The 21,672-nt window shown below is 67.2% G+C and carries 19 protein-coding genes; 15 read left to right on the forward strand and 4 right to left on the reverse strand.

What is annotated here, in order from left to right:
• The first annotated feature begins 291 nt into the window (after positions 1–291).
• From HV773_RS24975 to HV773_RS25040, 14 genes are all read left to right on the forward strand, one after another.
• Positions 292–774 (forward strand): hypothetical protein, encoded by a 483-nt coding sequence (locus tag HV773_RS24975; RefSeq protein ID WP_227875428.1) that lies wholly within the window; start codon positions 292–294, stop codon positions 772–774.
• A gap of 230 nt (positions 775–1,004) precedes the next feature.
• Positions 1,005–1,808 carry an endonuclease/exonuclease/phosphatase family protein gene (locus tag HV773_RS24980; RefSeq protein WP_129560931.1) on the forward strand — a complete coding sequence of 268 codons (804 nt, stop codon included), beginning with the start codon at positions 1,005–1,007 and terminating at the stop codon, positions 1,806–1,808.
• 136 nt (positions 1,809–1,944) lie between these two features.
• Positions 1,945–2,607 carry a LysE family translocator gene (locus HV773_RS24985; RefSeq protein ID WP_129560930.1) on the forward strand — a complete coding sequence of 221 codons (663 nt, stop codon included), beginning with the start codon at positions 1,945–1,947 and terminating at the stop codon, positions 2,605–2,607.
• A gap of 476 nt (positions 2,608–3,083) precedes the next feature.
• Positions 3,084–3,854, forward strand: a complete 771-nt coding sequence (locus tag HV773_RS24990; RefSeq protein ID WP_129560929.1) for a ferredoxin--NADP reductase — start codon at positions 3,084–3,086, stop codon at positions 3,852–3,854.
• A gap of 378 nt (positions 3,855–4,232) precedes the next feature.
• Positions 4,233–5,285, forward strand: coding sequence for a sensor histidine kinase (locus HV773_RS24995; protein WP_129560928.1), 1,053 nt, complete (start codon positions 4,233–4,235; stop codon positions 5,283–5,285).
• Positions 5,282–5,938: a response regulator transcription factor RqpR gene (gene rqpR, locus HV773_RS25000; RefSeq protein WP_129560927.1), complete on the forward strand. Its 657-nt coding sequence runs from the start codon at positions 5,282–5,284 to the stop codon at positions 5,936–5,938. Before HV773_RS24995 ends, rqpR begins: the two co-directional genes overlap by 4 nt.
• Positions 5,939–6,231: 293 nt before the next feature.
• On the forward strand, positions 6,232–7,638 hold the full coding sequence (bcaP, locus tag HV773_RS25005) for a branched-chain amino acid transporter BcaP (RefSeq protein WP_129560926.1): 1,407 nt from the start codon (positions 6,232–6,234) through the stop codon (positions 7,636–7,638).
• Positions 7,639–8,014: 376 nt separating this feature from the next.
• Positions 8,015–8,518 carry a (2Fe-2S)-binding protein gene (locus HV773_RS25010; protein WP_129560925.1) on the forward strand — a complete coding sequence of 168 codons (504 nt, stop codon included), beginning with the start codon at positions 8,015–8,017 and terminating at the stop codon, positions 8,516–8,518.
• A 13-nt stretch (positions 8,519–8,531) separates the two neighbouring features.
• The gene (locus tag HV773_RS25015; protein WP_129560924.1) at positions 8,532–10,937 is read left to right on the forward strand and encodes a xanthine dehydrogenase family protein molybdopterin-binding subunit; all 2,406 of its coding nucleotides are present in this window, start codon (positions 8,532–8,534) and stop codon (positions 10,935–10,937) included.
• A gap of 13 nt (positions 10,938–10,950) precedes the next feature.
• Positions 10,951–11,751, forward strand: coding sequence for an FAD binding domain-containing protein (locus tag HV773_RS25020; RefSeq protein WP_129560923.1), 801 nt, complete (start codon positions 10,951–10,953; stop codon positions 11,749–11,751).
• A 102-nt stretch (positions 11,752–11,853) separates the two neighbouring features.
• Positions 11,854–12,741 carry an AAA family ATPase gene (locus HV773_RS25025; protein WP_129560922.1) on the forward strand — a complete coding sequence of 296 codons (888 nt, stop codon included), beginning with the start codon at positions 11,854–11,856 and terminating at the stop codon, positions 12,739–12,741.
• Positions 12,742–12,746: 5 nt separating this feature from the next.
• Positions 12,747–14,000 carry a vWA domain-containing protein gene (locus HV773_RS25030; RefSeq protein WP_129560921.1) on the forward strand — a complete coding sequence of 418 codons (1,254 nt, stop codon included), beginning with the start codon at positions 12,747–12,749 and terminating at the stop codon, positions 13,998–14,000.
• The gene (locus tag HV773_RS25035) at positions 13,991–14,563 is read left to right on the forward strand and encodes an SRPBCC family protein (RefSeq protein ID WP_129560920.1); all 573 of its coding nucleotides are present in this window, start codon (positions 13,991–13,993) and stop codon (positions 14,561–14,563) included. The genes HV773_RS25030 and HV773_RS25035 overlap by 10 nt, the downstream gene beginning before the upstream one ends.
• On the forward strand, positions 14,536–15,558 hold the full coding sequence (locus HV773_RS25040; RefSeq protein ID WP_129560919.1) for an XdhC family protein: 1,023 nt from the start codon (positions 14,536–14,538) through the stop codon (positions 15,556–15,558). The genes HV773_RS25035 and HV773_RS25040 overlap by 28 nt, the downstream gene beginning before the upstream one ends.
• 32 nt (positions 15,559–15,590) lie before the next feature.
• Here HV773_RS25040 and HV773_RS25045 read toward each other — a convergent pair whose 3' ends face one another.
• Positions 15,591–16,997, reverse strand: coding sequence for an HdeD family acid-resistance protein (locus tag HV773_RS25045; RefSeq protein ID WP_129560918.1), 1,407 nt, complete (start codon positions 16,995–16,997; stop codon positions 15,591–15,593).
• A gap of 161 nt (positions 16,998–17,158) precedes the next feature.
• Positions 17,159–17,881 carry a PepSY-associated TM helix domain-containing protein gene (locus HV773_RS25050; RefSeq protein WP_377730833.1) on the reverse strand — a complete coding sequence of 241 codons (723 nt, stop codon included), beginning with the start codon at positions 17,879–17,881 and terminating at the stop codon, positions 17,159–17,161.
• Positions 17,882–18,129: 248 nt separating this feature from the next.
• Between HV773_RS25050 and HV773_RS25055 the strand changes: the two genes are divergently transcribed.
• Entirely contained in the window at positions 18,130–20,100 is a 1,971-nt protein-coding gene (locus HV773_RS25055; RefSeq protein WP_129560917.1) for a DUF3857 domain-containing protein, read from the forward strand.
• 11 nt (positions 20,101–20,111) lie between these two features.
• Here the strand turns inward: HV773_RS25055 and HV773_RS25060 are convergent, their stop codons facing one another.
• Positions 20,112–21,149 carry a serine/threonine protein kinase gene (locus tag HV773_RS25060; protein WP_129560916.1) on the reverse strand — a complete coding sequence of 346 codons (1,038 nt, stop codon included), beginning with the start codon at positions 21,147–21,149 and terminating at the stop codon, positions 20,112–20,114.
• 71 nt (positions 21,150–21,220) lie between these two features.
• Entirely contained in the window at positions 21,221–21,433 is a 213-nt protein-coding gene (locus HV773_RS25065; RefSeq protein ID WP_129563244.1) for a hypothetical protein, read from the reverse strand.
• Positions 21,434–21,672 lie beyond the last annotated feature (239 nt).

Below are 21,672 nucleotides of genomic sequence, written 5' to 3' on the forward strand. Positions count from 1 at the left end.
CCAGTACACAAGCCCGCGCATAAGCCCGTTCACAAGCCGGCTTATGAACCCGCGTATCAACCGGCTCCTCAGGACAACGCCCAGCCCATCGCCCAACCGGGGCCTGCGACAGAACCCCCGATACTGCATACGCCAGCGCCGCAACCCACCGCGCAGCCGACGCCACAGCCGGCTGTGCCGTTAGCGCCGACACCGCAACCGGTCCAGCAACCCGCGCCGCGCCCCGCTGCGCAGCCGGCACCGCCGCCAGTCCCGCTGCCTGCCGCGCAGCCAGTGCCAGCATCCACGCCGCTGCCCAACGCCCAGCCGGCATCAACGCCGCAGCCGTACGTGCAACCCGGCGTGCAACCGGTGGTCACCTGGACGCTGCAGGTGATCCGCGACGGCCAGCTGATCGACTCGTTCGACGGCACCACCACGGTGGGTCAGGCGCGCACCGATACGCATCACAATGTCGTCTCGCACCAGGTCGGCTGCAAGGATCAGGTCGCGGGCAGCATCGACCTGCTGCGTACGATCACGGTCTCGCCGTTGCGCGCGAACGCGACCCAGTCGATCCTCTCGATCGAGGCCCAGGATACGCTTGAAGGCAACGCCACGCGGCAAAGCCCATCCGGCTGCGCGCTGCCGCCGCAGCCGCGCCAGGTGAACGCTAGCCATCCGGGGCTCGTGGTGCCGGCCGGCCAATGGGTCAGCTGGCCGATCCTCGACAAGGATCCCGCACTGACGTACCGGGTGCGCGCCAGCCTCGCCCCGCCGTCCCAGCAGCCCTGAGATGAAACGACCCCCACGCTCGCTTCGCTCGCTGCCCCCCCGAGAGGGCGCTCAGCCTCCTTGGGGCGGCCCGGCGGAGGCTGAGATGCCGGCCTGAAGCGCGCGGCTCGTCGGCGCCGATCTAAACTGAACTGAACTGAGCCGAACCGAAGCGCGATCCGCCAGCGGTACGAGAATCGGCCCCCAAAAAACTGCACGAAACTGTCGTAAGAACTCGTTGTAACAAGCGCATGCGAAACCTCGAACAACCCCTCATCGACGCAGTGCCGGCCAACACCCGGGACTTCGTGGCGGTGAGCTGGAACCTGCACAAGGGCCGCTCACCGCTTGGCTTTCAGGCCTGGCAGGCCATGCGGCGCTGGGTGCAGTCCACTCACGCCGATGCCTGGTTTCTTCAGGAGGCGATGGCGCGGCGTCTGCCGCAACCGGTGCTCTCCACGGCTTTCGGCGCGGAGCTCGGCGATCCACTCGCAGACGTCTGGCACTGCCAGGCCACCGAAATCGCCGACGCGCTCGAGCTGCAAATCGCGCTCGGGCCGAATGTGTTCAAGCCGTCGTGGCGGCACGGCAATGCGATCCTCTCGCCGCATCCGCTCGATCTGGGCGGCCGCTGGGACATCTCGGCGCACCGTTTCGAGCGGCGCGGCCTGCTCGTCGCGCGCGCGAGCGTGGCGGGCCAGTCGGTCACGCTGCTGTGCGCGCACCTCGCGCTCACGCGCAGCGCGCGCCTGCGGCAGATGAACTGGATCGCCCACTGGATCGCCAAGGAGGCGCCGCAAGGGCCACTCGTGCTCGCGGGCGACTTCAACGACTGGCGCAACGACTCGGTGCCGCTCTTCGCTGAGCACGGCCTGCACGAAGTCGCGACGCTGCTCGGCGAGCCGGCGCGCACGTTTCCGGCGTTCTCGCCCGCGCTCGCGCTCGACAAGATGTTCGTGCGCGGCCTGCAACCGGTCGAGCTGATCCAGCCCGCGCAGGAGACGGCCTGGTTGTCCGACCACCTGCCGTACATGGCGCGGCTGCGGCTCGAATAACGCCACGAGGGCCGGACACCACATCGCGCCGCGCCGCGCCGCGCACGCCAGCAAAACCCCCACGAGTTGCAAATCCAATCGCGCTAATATGTCGCGTCGCGCGCCCTCGGAGCGCGCTTTTTTCATCCGGCTTCGCATGCACCCCTTCGCCACGCTGCTTCAGATCGCCATCGTCTATTTGTTCGCGCTCGTCAGCCCCGGGCCCAACTTCTTCATGGTGACGCAGCTTTCGCTCGCGGGGCGGCGCAGTCTCGGCATTGCCTCGGCGTTCGGTGTGGGCACGGGCTCCACGCTGTGGGCCGCGCTGGCCATGCTGGGCTTCGCAGCGGTGCTCCAGCATATCGAGTGGCTCTATCACGGCGTGCGCGTCGCCGGCGCGCTCTATCTGCTCTGGTTCGGCGTCAAGCTGCTGCGCTCGGGCGCGCGCCGGGACACGAACGAAGCGAATGCCGTCGATGCCAACCACGCCGCGCCCGCAGTCCCGCTGCCGCCGCCCGACCGGCGCGCCTGGCTGCGCACATGGCGCGCGGGGTTTCTCACCTGCCTCACGAACCCGAAGTCCTGCGTGTTCTGGACCAGCGTGTTCGCGGCGATCTTTCCCGCGCATCCGCCGGCGTGGTTCTACGGCGCGGCGCTCGCGCTCGTCGCGGCGATGTCGTTCGGCTATCACTCGAGCCTCGCGCTGCTGTTCGCCGACCATCGCACGCAACGCAGCTACAAGCGGCTGCGCCGCCCCATCGACGCATTCTGCGGCGCGGCGCTGATCGGTCTCGCCGCGAAGCTCGCCGCCGATCGCTGACACGCTCGCGCATGCCGAATCTGCCCCGCCAGCAGGGTCTCTGCTGCGGCGCGTCGAACCTTCCGGTATGATTCGGACCAACATTCGAGCCTGCCCTAACGGGCGAACCCGCCCATCCAAAGGGCGGCTGGACTCCCAGTTTTCGGGCCCTTGCGCCGCAATCCGCCGAAGCCGGTTTTGTCGCTCCGCGACATCTTGCCTAACGCAGGTCACCCCTCTCGTTAGACGCAGCGCAGCCCATAAGGCACGCTCGCGTTAAAATAGCGGACTGCGCCTCGTTCGCAATGGGACGGCCAACAAGCTGGCAAAAACGGGGCACGAGTTCGAATCAAAGCCGAATCAAAGCGGGAATTCAAGCGGAGCGCACAGCAACGCGCACGCCGCGCATCGTCAAACCGAGCCCTACATGCACTTGTCATGCGCGGCCGGAAGGAACGCCCCCGTCCGGCGGACCTTGTTTCGCATCATCAGGAACCATGAGCAAACACACCGAAGAAACCGTTCTGAGCGTGCATCACTGGACTGACACGCTTTTCAGCTTCACCTGCACGCGCGACCAGGCCCTGCGTTTCGACAACGGCCAGTTCACCATGGTCGGCCTCGAGGTCGAAGGCAAGCCGCTGATGCGCGCGTACTCGCTCGCGAGCGCGAACTATGAAGAGCATCTCGAGTTTCTGAGCATCAAGGTGCCGGACGGCCCGCTCACGTCGCGCCTGCAGCACCTGAAGGTGGGCGACAAGGTTCTGATCGGCAAGAAGCCGGTCGGCACGCTGGTGGCCGACAACCTGCTGCCCGGCAAGGTCCTGTGGCTGCTCTCGACCGGCACGGGCCTCGCGCCGTTCATGTCGATCATCAAGGACCCCGACATTTACGACCGTTACGAGAAGATCGTGCTCACGCACACCTGCCGTTTCGTCGACGAACTCGCGTACAAGGAATTCATCACCGAAGAACTGCGCGAGCACGAGTACCTCGGCGAGATCGTTCGCGAGAAGCTCGTCTACTACCCGACCGTGACGCGCGAAGTGTTCGACAACCGCGGCCGCATCACCGAGCTGATCGACACCGGCAAGCTGTTCGCCGACCTCGACCTGCCGGGATTCTCGCCCGAGCGCGACCGCATCATGCTGTGCGGCAGCACGCACATGCTGCGCGACACCGTCGCACTGCTGGAAAAGGCCGGCCTCACGGAAGGCAGCAACAACCAGCCGGGCCACTATGTCGTGGAAAAGGCGTTTGTTGGCTAAAGCCAGCGCCGCCTCAGACACCGGAACCGGAGCCTCGCGCTCCGGTTTTTTTTGGCCCTCGCAGATCGCAACGCCGCTCGCCGCGTGATGCCCGTTCGTTACATTTCGGGCAGACTTCGCGCCAGCACCGTGTCAGCTTTTTTCCTACAGAGCGCGACGTCAACCAACTTCACACGGTTTCTGGGATTTCGCCGCTAAGTATTGTCCTGACTGAAGTTTCCCGGTTTTTCAGTTATCATCGCGGCGCACCATCGGTCATGCAGGAAGGCTGCGCAGGGGCAAATCCACGGTGTTACTGAATGTAAATTTCGTTACGCTCCGCCGCACAAGCCAGAACAGAAATGGACCGATTCCTGAACAGGAAATCACGGGGGATGGATGGATACGTCGAATCGCGCGGCGCTTGATGCTGACGCGCCTCGCGCGGATGCGCCGGGCGCGCGTGCCGCCCACGCGACCGACGGCCTCCCTCTCCTCGCCAGCCCCGAAGGCACGCGTGTGGCGCTCGATGCGATCGCGCGTGTGCAGGAGCGGATCGCCGCAGCCGGCGCGGCCCGCGTCGACGCCGACGAAGCCGCACGCCACCGGCTCGCGCAAGAACTGCACGACAGCGTCGGCGCCGAACTGACGGCCACACGTTTCGCCCTTGCGAACGTCCACACCTGGCTGCCCGCCAACGCGCCGCCTCAATGCGCCGAGGCGCTCGCGCTCGTCATGCGCTCGCTGGACTCCGCCACGAATGCCGTGCGCCACGTGCTCGACGGGCTGCATGCGCCCGAACTGCACGCGGGCCTCGCCGACGCGCTCGCGAACTGGACACGCGGCTTTGCCTCGCGCACCGGGCTTGCCGCGCGCTTCCTGGCCAACTCGTCGCTCAGCTCGTCGCTCAACTCGTCGATCAACGCCTCGGTCAACGCATCTGCAAATTCAGCCGCCGCGCCCCATGCCACCGGATTCGCCCGCGACGACGAAGCGCGTCTCGCGCGCCTGCCCGCCGAGGCGGCGCTCGCGGTGTTCCGCGTCGCGCAGGAAGCGCTCACTAACGTCGCTCGCCACGCCCAGGCCACCCAGGTCGAAGTGCGCCTGACCAGCACGCCAAGCGAACTGATCGTGAGCGTGATCGACGACGGCGTTGGCCTCTCGCGCGAAGCCGCGCGGCGCGCCAGAAGGCAATGCGGGCAAGCCTCGTCGAGTAGCCAGGGCAGCGCGAACAGCCGCAGCGCCTATGGCATCGCCGGCATGCGCGAACGCTGCGCCGCCTTCGGCGGCACCTTGCACACCACCGCGGCCCGTCACACTGCCATCCGCCGCCCCGCCGCCGATCCGGCACGCCCCGGCACGACCGTCGAGGCACGCTTCCTTTGGGAGACGCTGCTCTCGCGCTCGCGCACCGAACGGGCGGCAGACCACCTGAAGGGCCTTCGCACATGACCCTGCGCGTCCTGCTCGTCGACGATCACGCGGTGGTGCGCCAGGGCGTACGCCAGTTGCTGCTCGACCGTGGCGTCGCGAGCGAAGTGATCGAGGCGCCAAGCGGCGTACAAGCGCTCGCCGCCGTTGCGAAGCACGTCTGCGATGTGGTGCTGCTCGACATCTCGCTGCCCGACATGAACGGCATCGAAGTGCTCAAGCGCGCAAAGAAAAAGGCGCCGCGCGTGCCGGTGCTGATGTTCTCGATGTATCGCGAAGACCAGTACGCCGTGCGCGCGCTGAAGGCGGGCGCGTCGGGCTATCTCTCGAAGACGGTGGACGCCGCGCAGATGATCGCTGCGATCCAGCAGGTCACGAGCGGCCGCAAGTACGTGAGCCCGGCGATGGCCGAAGCACTCGCCGAATACGTGCTTGTCGACGGCGAGCAACTGCCGCACGAAAAGCTCTCCGACCGCGAGTACCAGACGCTGTGCATGCTCGCCTCGGGCAAACGCCTCACCGACATCGCGCACACGCTCTCGCTTTCAGTGAAGACCGTGAGCGTCTACCGCACGCGCCTGCTCGAAAAAATGAAGCTCACCAACAACGCCGAACTCACCTACTACGTGATGAGCAACCGGCTCGTCGATATCGCGCCCGCGCTGGGGCTCTGAGCCCGCCACCACTTCGCGATCGGACGCACCTCATGCGTGGCGCAAAGAATGCGTCACTAAAACGTGCTCCCACCATAAGTCGCCGATCCGGAAATGAACTGCGCCTTTTCAGCGAGCTTCGTGCAAAGAATGCACGCGCTTGTGCCGCTTCGCGGCGGAATCGACCTTCTCCCCAGCACCGAATCAGCTCCACTCCTGCGCGCTTGCACCGGCCGCCCTGCCCCGATCCACTAAAATTCAGGGTTTCCTCGCCAGTGCGTATTACCGGCGCTTTACCTGGAGTTCCCCGCCAAATGTCCCTCTTTCGCAAGAAGAACGTCGAACACATGCTGCAGGCGAGCGCCAAGGGCGCCGGCCTGAAGAAGACACTCGGCGCACTGGACCTCACCTTTCTCGGCGTGGGCGCCATCATCGGCACCGGCATTTTCGTGCTGACCGGCACCGGCGCCGTGCAGGCCGGCCCCGCGCTGATGCTCGCGTTCATCATCGCCGCCGTGGCCTGCTGCTTCGCGGCGCTCGCCTACGCGGAATTCGCCTCGACCATTCCCGTGGCGGGCTCGATCTACACCTACTCGTACGCCACGCTCGGCGAACTGGTCGCCTGGATCATCGGCTGGGACCTGATGCTCGAGTACGGGCTCGCCACCTCGGCGGTCTCGGTGGGCTGGTCGGGCTATCTGCAGTCGCTGCTCTCGGGCTTCGGGGTCTCGCTGCCCGCGGTCCTCACCGCCGCGCCCGGCGCCGTGCCCGGTACGTTCACGCTGTTCAACCTGCCCGCCTTCCTCGTGATGATGGTGATCACCGCGCTGCTCTCCATCGGCGTGCGCGAATCCACCCGCATCAACAACATCATGGTCGCGATCAAGGTCACGGTCGTGCTGCTGGTGATCGCCGTGGGCGTGTTCCACGTGACGCCCGCGAACTGGCATCCGTTCATGCCGCACGGCTGGGACGGCGTGTTCGGCGCCGCCGCCGTGATGTTCTTCGCGTTCATCGGCTTCGACTCGGTGTCCTCGGCGGCCGAAGAGGTCAAGAATCCGAAACGCGATCTGCCCGTGGGCATCATCGCGTCGCTCATCGTGTGCGCGGTGCTCTATGTGGCCGTTGCGGCTGTCGTCACGGGCATCGTGCCGTGGCAGCAGTTCGCCGGCATCGCTCACCCGGTTTCGTACGCGCTGCAGGTGGCCGGCCAGAAATGGGTCGCCGGCTTCATCGACCTGGGCGCCGTGCTTGGCATGCTCACCGTGATTCTCGTGATGAGCTACGGCCAGACCCGCATCATCTTCGCCATGTCGCGCGACGGCCTGCTGCCCGCGAAGCTCTCGAAGGTGCATCCGCGCTTTGCCACGCCGTTCTTCACCACCTGGCTCGTCGGCATCTTCTTCGGCCTGATCGGTGCGCTCGTGCCGCTGAACGTGCTGGCCGAACTGATCAACATCGGCACGCTCGCCGCGTTCTCGATGGTCTCGATCGCCGTGCTCGTCCTGCGCCGCACTCACCCGGATCTGCCGCGCGCGTTCCGCTGCCCGGGCGTGCCGGTCGTGCCGATCCTCGCGGTGGCTTCGTGCCTGTTCCTCATGCTCAATCTCGCGTGGATCACGTGGGTCGCGTTCGTGGTGTGGCTGGTGATCGGTCTCGCGATCTACTTCCTCTACTCGCGCCGCCATTCGCGCCTCGCGCATCATCCGCACGAGCACTGAAGACCGCCCGTTTTCGAGTCGGTTTCTCCAAGTTGCAACGGCCCGCCCGGCCTCCGGCGCGGGCCGTTTTGCATGGTGCGTGCGGGTAAAAGCCCGCGCTGCGCGAAACGGGAAAGTATGCTTTACTGTCCAGGCATTATTCTCGAACTCGAAGCATCACGCACCATCCAGGCAGTATCCAGGCATCACTGAACAGCAAAGCACCAGCCGGACCCTCAAAACCCCGCTTCCGCCCAGCCTGCCCGCCATCGCGCGCGGCAGACGCCTCGCGCCCGTCGCGCGGCGCAACCTGGGCGAAAGACAGCAGGCGGCACGAACGGGGCAATTGGTGAATGCGGGCCCAGGCCGGTCCCTATCCGTATATAGGAGACAGTCAATGGCGATCAGTCTCAGCCTGACGGTCAACGGCAAGCCCGTGACCGCCGAAGTCGAACCCCACACGCTGTTAGTCCAGTTCCTGCGCGAGCAACTACGCCTCACCGGCACGCACGTCGGCTGCGACACCGCCCAGTGCGGCGCCTGTACCGTCCATCTCAACGGCCGCGCGATCAAGTCGTGCAACCAGCTTGCCGTGCAGTGCGAGGGCATGGCGGTGACGACGATCGAAGGGCTGGCCGCCGCAGGTGAAAACGGCGCGCTCCATCCGATGCAGGCGGCGTTCCGCGAATGCCACGGCCTGCAGTGCGGCTTCTGCACGCCCGGCATGGTAATGAGCGCCACCGCGCTCGCCACTGAAAAACCGGACCTCACCGAAGCCGACGTGCGCGTGGGTCTCGACGGCAATCTGTGCCGCTGCACGGGCTATCACAACATCGTGAAGGCCGTGCTCGAAGGCGCCGAAGGCATGCGCGCGGGCGCAGCCACATCATCGGCAGCGTAAGGGGAGAACCGCCATGAACGCACCCGACTCCCAAACGCCCCGCATGATCGGCGCCTCGGTCAAGCGCAAGGAAGACTATCGTTTCCTCACCGGCGCGGGCCAGTACACCGACGACGTCGTCCTGCCCGCCCAGACCTGGGCCGTGTTCGTGCGCTCGCCACATGCGCACGCGCGCATCAAGAGCATCGATACCCACGCGGCCAAAGCCGCGCCCGGCGTCGTGGCCGTGTTCACCGGCGCGGACCTCGCCGCCGAGAACGTGGGCGGCCTGCCGTGCGGCTGGCTGATCCACAGCATCGACGGCACGCCCATGCACGAGCCGCCGCACCCCGTGATCGCGCACGAGAAGGCGCGCCACGTGGGCGACCAGGTCGCGCTCGTGATCGCCGGATCCCTGAAAGAAGCGAAGGACGCCGCCGAACGGGTCGAAATCGACTACGAGGAACTGCCCGCCACCGTCGACACCGCGCATGCCGCCGACGCGGGCCAGGCGCTCGTGCACGACGGCGTGCCGAACAACACCTGCTACACGTGGGGCCACGGCGACAAGGCCGCCACCGACGCCGCTTTCGCCCAGGCCGCGCACGTCACGACGCTCGACATCGTGAACAACCGGCTGATCCCGAACGCGATCGAGCCGCGCGCCGTGAACGCGAGCTACAGCCGCCACGACGACGCCTACACCGTCTACGTGTCGAACCAGAACCCGCACGTCGAGCGCCTCCTGATGGCCGCGTTCGTGCTCGGACTGCCGGAGACCAAGCTGCGCATCGTCGCGCCCGACGTGGGCGGCGGCTTCGGCTCGAAGATCTTTCTCTATGCCGAAGACGTGGCCCTCACCTGGGCGGCGAAGAAAATCGGCCGCCCGATAAAGTGGACCGCCGAGCGCAGCGAGTCGTTCGTCTCCGACGCCCACGGCCGCGACCACGTGACGAAAGCCGAGCTCGCGCTCGACAAGGACGGCAAGTTCCTCGCCATGCGCGTGCACACCACGGCGAACATGGGCGCGTACCTCTCGACCTTCGCCTCCAGCGTGCCGACGATCCTCTATGCGACGCTGCTCGCGGGCCAGTACACCACGCCCGCGATCTACGCCGAGGTAAAGGCCGTGTTCACGAACACGGTGCCCGTGGATGCGTATCGCGGCGCGGGCCGCCCCGAGGCGACCTACGTGGTCGAGCGGCTGGTGGAAACGGCCGCGCGCGAGATGAACATCGACCCGGCCGAGATCCGCCGCCGCAATTTCATCACGAGCTTCCCGTACGCCACGCCCGTGGGCCTCACTTATGACATCGGCGATTACGAGGCCTGCCTCTCGCGCGCGCTCGAACTCGCCGACGTGAAGGGTTTCCCGGCGCGGCGCGATGCCTCGAAGGCGAACGGCAAGCTGCGCGGCCTCGGCTACTCGTGCTACATCGAGGCGTGCGGCCTCGCGCCGTCGAATATCGCGGGGGCGCTGGGCGCGCGCGCGGGCCTCTTCGAAGCGGGCGAGATCCGCGTGAATCCCACTGGCTCGGTCACCGTCTTCACGGGCTCGCACAGTCACGGCCAGGGTCACGAGACGACCTTCGCGCAGGTGGTATCCGAGCGTCTGGGCGTGCCCATCGAACAGATCGAAATCGTGCACGGCGACACCGCGCGCATTCCGTTCGGCATGGGCACCTACGGCTCGCGCTCGATCGCGGTGGGCGGCTCGGCCATCATGAAGGCGCTCGACAAGATTGAAGCGAAGGCAAAGAAGATTGCCGCGCACATGCTCGAAGCGGGCGTGGAAGACATCGAGTTCGCCGATGGCGTGTTCCGCGTCGCGGGCACCGACCGCACCAAGGCCTTCGCCGAAATCGCGCTCTCGGCCTACGTGCCGCACAACTATCCGCTCGAAACGCTGGAGCCCGGTCTCGACGAAAGCGCGTTCTACGACCCCACCAACTTCACCTATCCGTCGGGCGCGTACCTCTGCGAAGTGGAAGTCGACCCCGACACGGGCGAGACGCGCATCGAGCGCTTCACGGCTGTGGACGATTTCGGCAACGTCATCAATCCGATGATTGTCGAAGGCCAGGTGCATGGCGGGCTCGGCCAGGGCATCGGCCAGGCGATGCTGGAGCGCTGCGTCTACGACAACGAGAGCGGCCAGTTGCTCTCGGGCTCGTACATGGACTATGCGATGCCGCACGCGTCGGATGTGCCGTCGTTCAACGTGGAGACCGCGAAGGGCACGCCGTGCACGCACAATCCGCTCGGCGTGAAGGGCTGCGGCGAGGCGGGCGCAATTGGCTCGCCGCCGGCCGTCATCAACGCGATCGTCGATGCGCTTGGACCTCTCGGCGTGAAAGACCTGCAGATGCCGGCTACGCCGCATCGCGTGTGGTCGGCGATCCAGGCCGCGCAATCCGCGTCGGCATCACAACAACCTTGAGCGGAGGCGCACCATGTATGCATTCGACTACCAGCGCGCCAGCGACGCGCAAGGCGCAGTGAAAACAATCAATGCCGACCCCGAAGCCAAGTTCCTCGGCGGCGGCCAGAGCCTGCTCGCGGCGATGAAGCTGCGCCTCGCGCAGCCTTCGACGCTCGTCGATGTCACGCGCATTCCGGCGCTCAAGACCGTGCAGGTGGACGCCAAGACGGTGACGGTCGGCGCGGCGGTCTGCCATGCCGATGTCGCGGCGAACGCGCAGATCCAGGCCACGCTGCCTGCGCTCGCACAACTCGCTGCGGGCATCGGCGACCGGCAGGTGCGCGCGCTCGGCACGCTGGGCGGCTCGCTCGCCAACGACGACCCCGCCGCCGACTACCCCGCCGCCGTGCTCGGCCTGAACGCCACCGTGGTGACGGACCGCCGGCGCATTGCCGCCGACGACTTCTTCCTCGGCATGTACGAGACCGCGCTCGAACCCGACGAGCTGATCGTCGCGGTGGAGTTTCCCGTGCCGCAGCGCGCGGCCTACGAGAAGTTCCACAACCCCGCCTCGCATTTCGCGTTGACGGGCGTGTTCGTCGCGCAGTTCGCCGATGGTTCTGTGCGCGTGGCGATCACGGGTGCGGCGGCTTCGGTATTCCGCGCGGGCGGGCTCGAAGACGCGCTCAAGGCGAGCTTCACGCCCGCCGCGGCGCGCGCGGTAAGCATCGCGCCCGACGATCTCAACACCGATCTGCACGCGAGCGCGGCGTACCGCGCGCACCTGATCCCGGTGCTGACGGCCCGCGCGGTGACCAAAGCGCTCGGTTAGGCTCGTTGCCCACGGCCGCTCGCCCACGCTACGCGTGGCGCGGGCGGCCGCGTATTTCCCACCGCATTTCCCACCTACTGCCCTCGTATTTCCAGACCTGCCATGCTCCCCGCCACGATCGACCACACGCTCTCGCAACTCGAAGCGCACGGCTATTTCGCGAGCCGCGAGCTGGCCACGGCGCTCTTTCTCGCGCTCAAGATGGAGCGCCCGCTCTTTCTCGAAGGCGAGCCCGGCGTAGGCAAAACCGAGCTCGCGAAGGCCGCGGCCGCGCTCGCGGGCACGACGCTGCTGCGCCTGCAATGCTACGAAGGGCTCGACACGGCGAGCGCGCTCTACGAGTGGGACTATCCGCGCCAGATCATGGCGCTGCGCCTCGCCGAAGCATCGGGCGAGAAGCCGCGCAGCGACACGCTCTATCGCGACGAATTCCTCCTGAAGCGCCCGCTGCTGCAAGCGCTCGAACCGGACCCGCATCATCCCGGCGCGCGCCGCGTGCTGCTGATCGACGAGATCGACCGGGCCGACGAACCGTTCGAAGCCTTCCTGCTCGAACTTCTTTCGGACTTCCAGGTATCGATTCCCGAGTACGGCACGGTGCGCGCGAGCGTGCCGCCGCTCGTCGTTGTCACGTCCAATCGCACGCGCGAGGTCCATGACGCGCTCAAGCGTCGCTGCCTCTATCAGTGGCTCGGCTACCCCGAGCGTGCGCGCGAGCTCGCCATCGTCGCGGCGCGCGCGCCCGCAACCAGCGCGGAACTCCAGCGCCGCGCCGTGGCGTTCGTGCATCAACTGCGCTCGATGGATCTGTTCAAGGCGCCCGGCATCGCCGAAACCATCGACTGGTGCCGCGCGCTCGCGGCGCTTTCGGTCACCGAGCTCGACCCGCAATCGGTGCAGGATACGCTCGGCGTGCTGCTCAAGTATCAGGACGATCTCGCGCAGCTCGACACGCAGCGGATCGCGCAAACGCTCGCGGCCGCGGAATGACGCCGATGCTGCACGTGCCAAGCCGCCCCCATGAAACACAGCACACGCACGCGCTGCCGCCGATGCTCGCGCGCAACGTCGTGCATTTCGTGCGCGTGCTGCGCGGCGCGGGCTTGCCGATGTCGAGCGCGCGCGCTGTGGATGCGCTCGAGGCGCTGAGCTTCATCGACCTCACCCGCCGCGACGACGTGCGCGCCGCGCTGGCCGCCCTGCTCACCGCCGCGCCCGACGAGCGCGAGCTCTTCGACGCCGCGTTCGAACTGTTCTGGCGCGACCCCGACTGGGAGGGCAAGCTGCGCGCGCTGCTGCTGCCGAAGGTGCAGGGCGCATTGCCGCCGCCGCGCCGCAACAATCGCCTCGCCGATGCGCTCGCGGCACGCGCGGCCGCGCGCTCGGCCAATCCGGCACCGCCGGCTCACGAGGAACACGAACTGCGCGCGCATGCGAGCTTCAGCGCAGAAGAGCGCCTGCGCCACCGCGACTTCGACACGCTTTCCGCCGACGAATGGCGCGCGCTGCGCCACCTGATCCGCGCACGGCGTCTGCCGCTCGCGACCGAGCGCACGCGGCGTCTAAAGGCGTCGTCGCACGGCACCCACGCCGATTTGCGCGCGAGCGCGCGCCACGCCGTGCGCGCGGGCGGCGACTGGACCGTCTGGAAGTACCGCGCATGCGTCGAGCGCCGCGTGCCGCTCGTGCTGCTGCTCGACATCTCCGGGTCGATGAGCAGCTATTCGCGCGCCGTGCTCTACTTTTGCCACGCGCTGCTGCAATCGCGCGAGCGCCTGCAGGTATTCCTGTTCGGCACGCGCCTCACGCACGCGACGCGGGCGCTGCGCGAACGCGACCCCGATGTCGCGCTCGCACAGCTTGCCGCGCAGGTGCCGGACTGGTCGGGCGGCACGCGCATCGGCGAGACGCTCGCGCAGTTCAACCGGCGCTGGGCGCGCCGCGTGCTCGGCGGGCGGGCAACCGTGCTGATGGTCACCGACGGCCTCGATCACGATCCGGGCAGCGCGCTCGCCGAGGAAATGGCGCGCCTGCACCGCTTCGCGCATCGCGTGGTGTGGCTCAATCCGCTGCTGCGCTATCGCGGTTTCGAGCCGAAAGCGCGCGGCGTGCAGGCGATGCTGCCGCATGTCGACGCGCACTATCGGGTTCACAATCTGGAGAGCCTGGAAGCGTTCGGCCGCAGCCTGCAGGACGCACCGCACGGATCAACGCACCGATCAATTCAAGGAGCGAGACAATGGAGCTGAGCGAAAGCCACACGCTGCCGGTGCCGCAGCAGCGCGCGTGGGAAGCCCTCAACGACACGGCGATACTCAAGGCGTGCATTCCGGGCTGCGAAAGCATCGATGCCGATGGCGAGAACGCGTATGCTGTCGCCCTTACTGCGGCGGTCGGGCCCGTGAAGGCGCGCTTCAAGGGCCGCATGCAGCTCGCCGACATCGACGCGCCGCGCAGCTACACGATCCAGTTCGAGGGACAGGGCGGCGCGGCGGGCTTCGGCAAAGGCGATGCGCGCGTGACGCTCGAACCCGCCGGCGACGACGCCACCACGCTCAGCTACACCGCGAGCGCACAGGTGGGCGGCAAGCTCGCGCAGATCGGCTCGCGTCTGGTGGATGGTGCGGCGCGCAAGATCGCCGCCGAGTTCTTCAAGCGCTTCACCGAGCAGCTCGGTGGAGGCGCGCAAAACGATGAAGCCGCCGCGCAAGAGAACCCCGAAACACAAGCCGCCAGCGACGCCGAAGGCGCGGACGGCGATGAACCGCAAAAGAGGAAACGATCATGGACAGCGTGGATCTCGAAGTCCTGAAATCCAGCGAACGCTGGCTCGAGGAAGGCCACCGCGCCTTGCTGGTGACGGTGGTGAAGACGTGGGGCTCGTCGCCGCGTCCGGAAGGCGCGATGCTCGTCGTGCGCGACGACGGCCTCGTGGTGGGCTCGGTCTCGGGCGGCTGCATCGAAGACGACCTGATCGACCGCGTGCGCCGCGAAGGCATCGGCATCGTCAAGCCCGAGGCCGTGAAGTACGGCATCACGGCGGAAGAGGCGCATCGCTTCGGACTGCCGTGCGGCGGCACGATCCAGCTCGTGCTGGAGCCGCTCACCCTGGCGTCGGGCATCGGCGCGCTGCTCGCAGCGGTGGAGCGCGGCGAGCTGATCGCGCGCACGCTCGACATCGCCAGTGGCCAGGCGTCGCTCGGCCCCGCGAGCGCCACCGACGGCGTGGATTTCGACGGCAAGCGCCTGCTCACCATTCACGGCCCGCGCTACCGCATGCTCGTGATCGGCGCGGGGCAGCTCTCGCGCTACCTGTGCCAGATCGCGGTGGGGCTCGACTATCACGTGATCGTGTGCGACCCGCGCGAGGAATACACCGACACGTGGGACGTGCCCGGCACCACGCTCGTGCGCACCATGCCCGACGACACCGTGCTCGACATGAAGCTCGACGAGCGCTGCGCCGTGATCGCCCTCACGCACGACCCCAAGCTCGACGACCTCGCGCTCATGGAAGCGCTCAAGACGCGCGCGTTCTACGTGGGCGCGCTAGGTTCGCGGCGCAACAACGCGGCGCGGCGCGAACGGCTCAAGGAGTTCGATCTGAACGATGCCGAACTCGCGCGGCTGCATGGGCCGGTGGGCATCTACATCGGCAGCCGCACGCCGCCCGAGATCGCCGTGTCGATCCTGGCCGAAGTCACGGCGGCGAAGAACGGTGTTTCGCTGCCCACCCTGCTCCAGGTCGAAGGCGCGAAGGCCGCGCGCGAGCAGGCCGCGAGCGTCGGGTCGAGCTGCGACGCTTGAAGATCCCCGCTCGGCGCGGCAGGCACGACGCTTCAAGCGCCGTGCGAGCCCGCGCCGCGCCCATCCCCGGAGTTCCCGCTACGTTCGCGTGCGCCGTGCGGTTTGAGCCCACGCCCGAGCCGCGTGCGCACCAGCCGCATCGCGCGCGTCCACCCTGCCGGGCGTGGGTCGGCGAGCATGCTCAGCGCCCGCGCATAGTCGAGCGTCAGGCCGGGCGTCCACGCCATGGTCTGGCCGCGCTTGCGCACCTGCGCGGCCACCCATAGCTCCGGCGTCGCCAGCATCCGCACGAAGGCGAGCCAGCCGCCGCCCCACACGCGCGGCGTCGCGCCTTCAAGCGCCGCCTCCAGCGCGTGCGAGACCGTGCTCGAGCAGTTGCGGTGCGTGAGGTTGTAGGTCGTATCGGCGCGATAGTGCTGCCAGAAGCGCGCGAGCCGCTGCGCATCGTAGTTGCGGATGCGCACCTTGCGCGTGGACGGGCACCACGCCTTCGACTCGGTCGCGTAATCGGGCTGGAACAGGCCCGGCACGTCGTTCTCGGCAGTCGCCCGCAGGAGGCGCGAGAACTCGTCGGGCGAGCGGTCGATCTCAACGGCCGGATACAGGCTGATGTAGACGTTCTCGGGTGTCTCCAGCGCCGCGTGCCCGGTCGAGATCACGCCGTCGCGGTCCACGGCCGCGATATAGCGGTCGATCACCGGCTGACGCCGCGCCTCTGCCTTCGAGGTGCCCACGGGCGTCCACACGTGCACGGTAAGCGCGCGCTCGTGGTCCCCGGGCGGCCCGTCGAACACGGTCTGCGTGAGCCGCGCGCCAACCCCGCCCTTCACGCCCACGGCGCTCGCCGCGAGCGCCGCCGCGCCGCCCTGAGCCACCGCCGGATTCACGCCGAGCCGCCGCGCGCGCAAGGCGAGCAGCAGCAGGTTCCAGCCGGTGAAGAACAGTGCGAGGCCGAGGCAATACGGCACCGTGCCCTTGTAATGCGTGGGATACGGCTGATAAAGAAAGATCGCGATGGCGATTTCGAGCACGCCGCCCGCCACCGCGTATTTCCAGGTGCGGTAGCGCACGACCCAGGCGGAAGCGATTTGCAGCAGGCCATCGGCGAGAAAGAGCGTCGCGAACACCATCGAGAGGATGAACGACGCATGCCGGTAGCCCGAAAGAATGAGCCCGGCGGTGAGGCAGAACGCGAGCCCCTTCACGTAGCGCAGCGTACGCTGGCCGCCCATGCCGGTCCACGCAACCGCGAGCGTCGCGAGCCCTTCGACGAGCAGCAGCCAGCCGAACGGCGCGACGCGAAAATAGAGCACGCCATCGAGCGCGTCGATGAAGAGCCCGGCGCCGATCGCGGCGCTCACCGCGCCCACGACCAGCACCCCACGCCAACGTGCGCGCAGGTAATCGACGCCCAGCAGGATCATCATGAGCCGCACCATCGTTCACTCCGCGTTGGCGGTTTTCACGAGTGCGATGCTACGCCCCACCGGCGCGTGTCTGCCATCAAGGTGCGCAGTGCGTACACGCAAAGCGGGTTTTCGGTTGCGGGCGCAAGTGTGCGAAAGCGGGTGCAGGCGGGTGCAAGCGGGCCAAATGAGCGTTACACCAGCCCGAACGCCAGCGCAGCCGCCACCGATCCCACCACGAGCACGACACCCGTGGTGCGGCGGCGGTTGAGCTCGGTCCACAGCAGCACGCCGGTCAGCGAAAGCAGGATGAGGCTGCCCGCGATGGTGTCCATGAGCAGCACCCAGCCGATACTCATGCCCACGCCTTTGTGCAGATTGGTGAGCGTCGCGAGGAATGAGCCCTCGGTACGCCGCACGGCGACGGTGCTGTCGCCCACCCAGTACTCCGCGGTGACGCTCTGGCGCGGCCCCATCAGCATGAGCTGCCACGACTCGGGCTGCACGACGCTGCGCTCGCCCCACGCGACCGGATGTGCGCGCTCGCGGCGGATCTTGCCAGGCTTGCCGTCGAACGCAAGCTCCTGCTGGAGCCAGCGCGCGAGCGCCTCGGGCGTGGCGGGACGCTCGGCGGGCAGTGCGAGCTTCATCTGCGTGACCTGCGGCGCGCCCGTCGAAATATGCAGTGGCCCGGCGCGATGGTTGAGCAGAAAGCCCGTCACGCCGAACAGCAGTCCCAGCACGGCGCCCCACAGCCCCACCCAGCCATGCACCTTGCGCAGCCACTTGATGAAGGTCGCGCGGCGCGAGCGCTTGCGCCGCTCGGCGAAATCGGCGGCGTCGAAGGGCTGGGCGGCGCGGTGCGGGGGATCGATGCGAACGCCAGCACCGGCTTCGGCGCTCGCGGGTTCGATCAGAGGCTCGTCAAGACGGGCGTTCAAGGCACGACTCCAGATGAGGCACACGGGAGTCGTGTGCCAGTCCAATGATTGAAAATGAGAATAATTATTATTACACAAATAGAAGGCAAAACGTAAAGACAAGGCGTGCGCAATGAGCGGGATCCGCTTGACAAGCCAATTGCATGACTTTTAAGTGAAGGTATTGCGCCGAATACCTGCGAGAGCCGTCCCCATAACCGCTGCGCCGCTCACGGAACGCCGTCATGCGCCACGTCCTCGTTCTTTATCTGGCAGTCCTCGGCCCGGCCTGCGGCGCACATGCGGCGGAGATGTCCGCGCCCATCGAGACCACTGCGGAGACCGACGCAGCCACGGTCCGCAACGCCGCCGACCAGGCACCCTACACCAACGAGTCGGAGACGCAGACCTTCACCATCAACGCCAACGGCTCCTTCACCAAGGTCGACTCGCTCACGCTTCGCATTAACACCGAAGCCGGCATCGCGCGCGCGGGCCAGTATTACGTGTGGTTCAACCGCGGCATGGCGCACGTCGACGTGCTGGAGGCATGGACCGAGGACGCCCAGGGCCAGCGCCACGACGTGCGGCCCGAGCAGATTCGCGACGTGCAGGAAGTGCGCTCCTTCGATGCCCCGATGTTCCAGGACGTGCAGGACAAGGTCATCGTGTTCCCCGCCGTCGAGCCCGGCGCGCGCGTGCATCTCACGTGGCGCAAGACCCAGCGCGTGCCGCTCGTGCCCGGCTGGTTCAGCGACTTCACGCCGCCCGACATGGCGCCCACGCACAACTTCCGCGTGATCTACGACTTGCCCGCGAAGGTGCCGCTCTACGCCGACGCGCGCGGCTTCACCGTGCTCGAACCGGTCACGGCGAACGGCCGCACGCGCTATGAATACCGCTATGACAAGGCGAATTTCGCGCGCCTCGAATATGGTTCGGTTTCCTACGTAAGTTACGGCGACCGGCTGATGGTCTCAACCTTCCCTGACTACGCGGCATTCGCGAAGGTGTACCGCGAAGCCGCCGTCGACCCGGATGCGCGCGACGAGGCCATCGTGCGGCTGGCGCAAACGCTCACAGCGCGCGATGCCACGCCGCGCGCGAAAGCGCAAACGCTCTACGACTGGGTCCGCCGCAATATCCGCTACGTGGCGGTCAATGTTGGGCGCGGCGAGATCGTGCCGCATCGCGTGACCGAGGTGCTCGCGAACCGCTACGGCGACTGCAAGGACCACGTCGCGCTCTATGGCGCGCTGCTCGACGCCGTGGGCGTGCGCAATGTGCCCGCGCTCCTGAACAGCGGCACGATCTACTCGCTGCCGTCCGTGCCGGGCTTCGGCGTGATCAATCACGTCATCACGTGGCTGCCCGACCTGGCGCTATTCTCGGACTCCACGGCGAATAACGTCGAGTTCGGTTATCTGCCTTCGACGGACATGAACCGCGAGACCGTGCTCGCCGGTGACGGCACGCTCATGCGCACGCCGGCCACCGAACTGACCGCGCGCGACAGCGATCTGGACATCACCGTCGCGCCCGATGGCACGGCGCGCTTCGTCTATCGTCTGGAATCGAAGGGCTGGGCCGCGGAGCAAACACGCAGCGTGCTGCGCCTGCAAACGCCCGCGCAGCGCGAGGAATCGCTGCAATGGGAACTGCGCAACGCAAACCTGCGCGGCAGCGCCATGCTCGCATCGAGCCCGCTCGACGCCACCTCAGGACCGCTCGTGGTGACGCTCACGGGCACGCTGGACGGCTTCGTCGACCCGCTGATGACCACGCCGGTGCCCACGCTCACGAGCCTCGTGGGCGGCATCGACGCCAATCTGCGCTACTGGCTCGGCGAAACGCGCCGCACGCAGCCGTTCGTGTGCCGTAATGTGGCCGTGACCGAACGCACGAGGATCGAGTTGCCGCCGGGGCTGCGCGTGCTCGACATGCCCTCGCCGCAGCGCGCCGCAACCACGCTGATCGATTACAGCTCGCAATACACGCTCGACACCCACGCCAACGTGCTGCGCGTGATGCGCACGGGCAACACGCATTTTCCGAGCGACGTGTGCAGTCCCGCCGACTTCGCGCAGATGCGGCCCACCTTCGAAACGATGGCGCGCGACCTGCGCGCCCCGCTGATCGTCAAGCCCGTTGCGGCGAAACCGGCTGCCAACGTAATGGAGATCGAGGAGCCGCAGACCGTCGTGCCACGTATGTAGTGACGCGCAACTCACACGGGCCAGAGCGGCCCTTCCTGCATCGCGCCGATCTGCTCGCGCAATTCGAGAATGCGCTCTTCCCAGTAGCGCTGCGTGTTGAACCAGGGGAACGCCGCCGGGAAGGCCGGATCGCCCCAGCGCCGCGCGAGCCAGGCCGAGTAGTGAATGAGCCGCAGCGTGCGCAGCGCTTCGGTCAAATGCAATTCGCGCTGATCGAATTCGCAGAAGTCCTCGTAGCCGGCGAGCAGATCGGCGAGTGCGCGCGAGGCGTCTGCGCGATCGCCGGGCAGCAGCAGCCACAAATCCTGGATAGCGGGACCCATGCGGCTGTCGTCGAAGTCGACGAAATGCGGTCCCGCTTCGGTCCACAGCACGTTGCTCGGGTGGCAGTCGCCGTGCAGACGCAGCTTGCGCACGTCGCCGGCGCGCTCGAACGCCGCCTCCACGCCTTGCAGCGCGAGCGCGACGACCGCTTCCCACGCTTCGCGCACGTCGGCGGGCACGAAGCCGTGTTCGAGCAGGTACGCGCGCGGCTCGTAGCCGTAGCTTTCGATGTCGATCGATGGCCGCGCCTGATACGGCTGGGTGGCGCCCACCGCGTGAATGCGCCCGATAAAGCGCCCGAGCCATTCGAGCGTCTCGCTGCGGTCGAGGTCGGGCGCGCGGCCGCCGCGCCGCTCGAACAGCGCGAAGCGATAGCCCTCGTGCTCGTGCAGCGTACGACCCTCGAGCACGAGGGCGGGCACCGCGGGAATCTCGCGCGCGGCAAGTTCAGCCACAAACGCGTGCTCTTCGAGAATGGCTTCGTTGCTCCAGCGCTCGGGACGATAGAACTTCGCGACGAGCGGCGCTTCGTCCTCCACGCCGATCTGGTAGACGCGGTTCTCGTAGCTGTTGAGCGCCAGCATGCGGCCGTCGGTGCGACGGCCCGCGGGCATCAGGATGCCGTCGACGGCGTCGAGGACGCACTCGGGCGTGAGGCGAGCATACGGTGCGGCCGGGCCCGCGTCCGGCGGCTCGCCGGATGCAAATGTGGTTGGATCGTTCATCTGCGCATTGTGCATCGTGCAGCGCCGCTGCGGCGAGGTCAGCGCAAATTCAGGCCAAATTCAGGGCGCGCTCAATGCAGGTTCGCGCCGGCGGGCATGACGTGTTCGCCCGTGTCTATCAGGTCCACCAGAAAAAAGGGTTCGGTGTTGAGCTGCTTCGACGCGCCAGGTTCCCCGATGTACCAGGTAACCATGGCCATGTCGCCGAGAATGCGCATCACGATACCGCGCGCGCCATGAGGCACTGCGATATGCACGGTGCGGACGATAGAACCGACTTGCATGATGTTTCCCCGTTCCCATTCCATTGCTGGCCTCCTCCCAGGAAAGGCCAGTCAGTGTGCTGACAAAAACTGGTGTGCCTTCGATGTTGCGCACACATCCAACCTGCTCCGGCGAGCCGCTTTCACGCTTCTCCCACACTTCTTTCGCGCTTGCGCCCCAACCGGTTTACACATTTTTGCCTCATTTTGGCAACTTGCGCAAAGCAAAAATAGGGGGGCGGCTCGCGCCCCCCGTTCGA

Source organism: Paraburkholderia caffeinitolerans (assembly GCF_902859945.1).
In the GTDB taxonomy this organism is placed as follows: domain Bacteria; phylum Pseudomonadota; class Gammaproteobacteria; order Burkholderiales; family Burkholderiaceae; genus Paraburkholderia; species Paraburkholderia caffeinitolerans.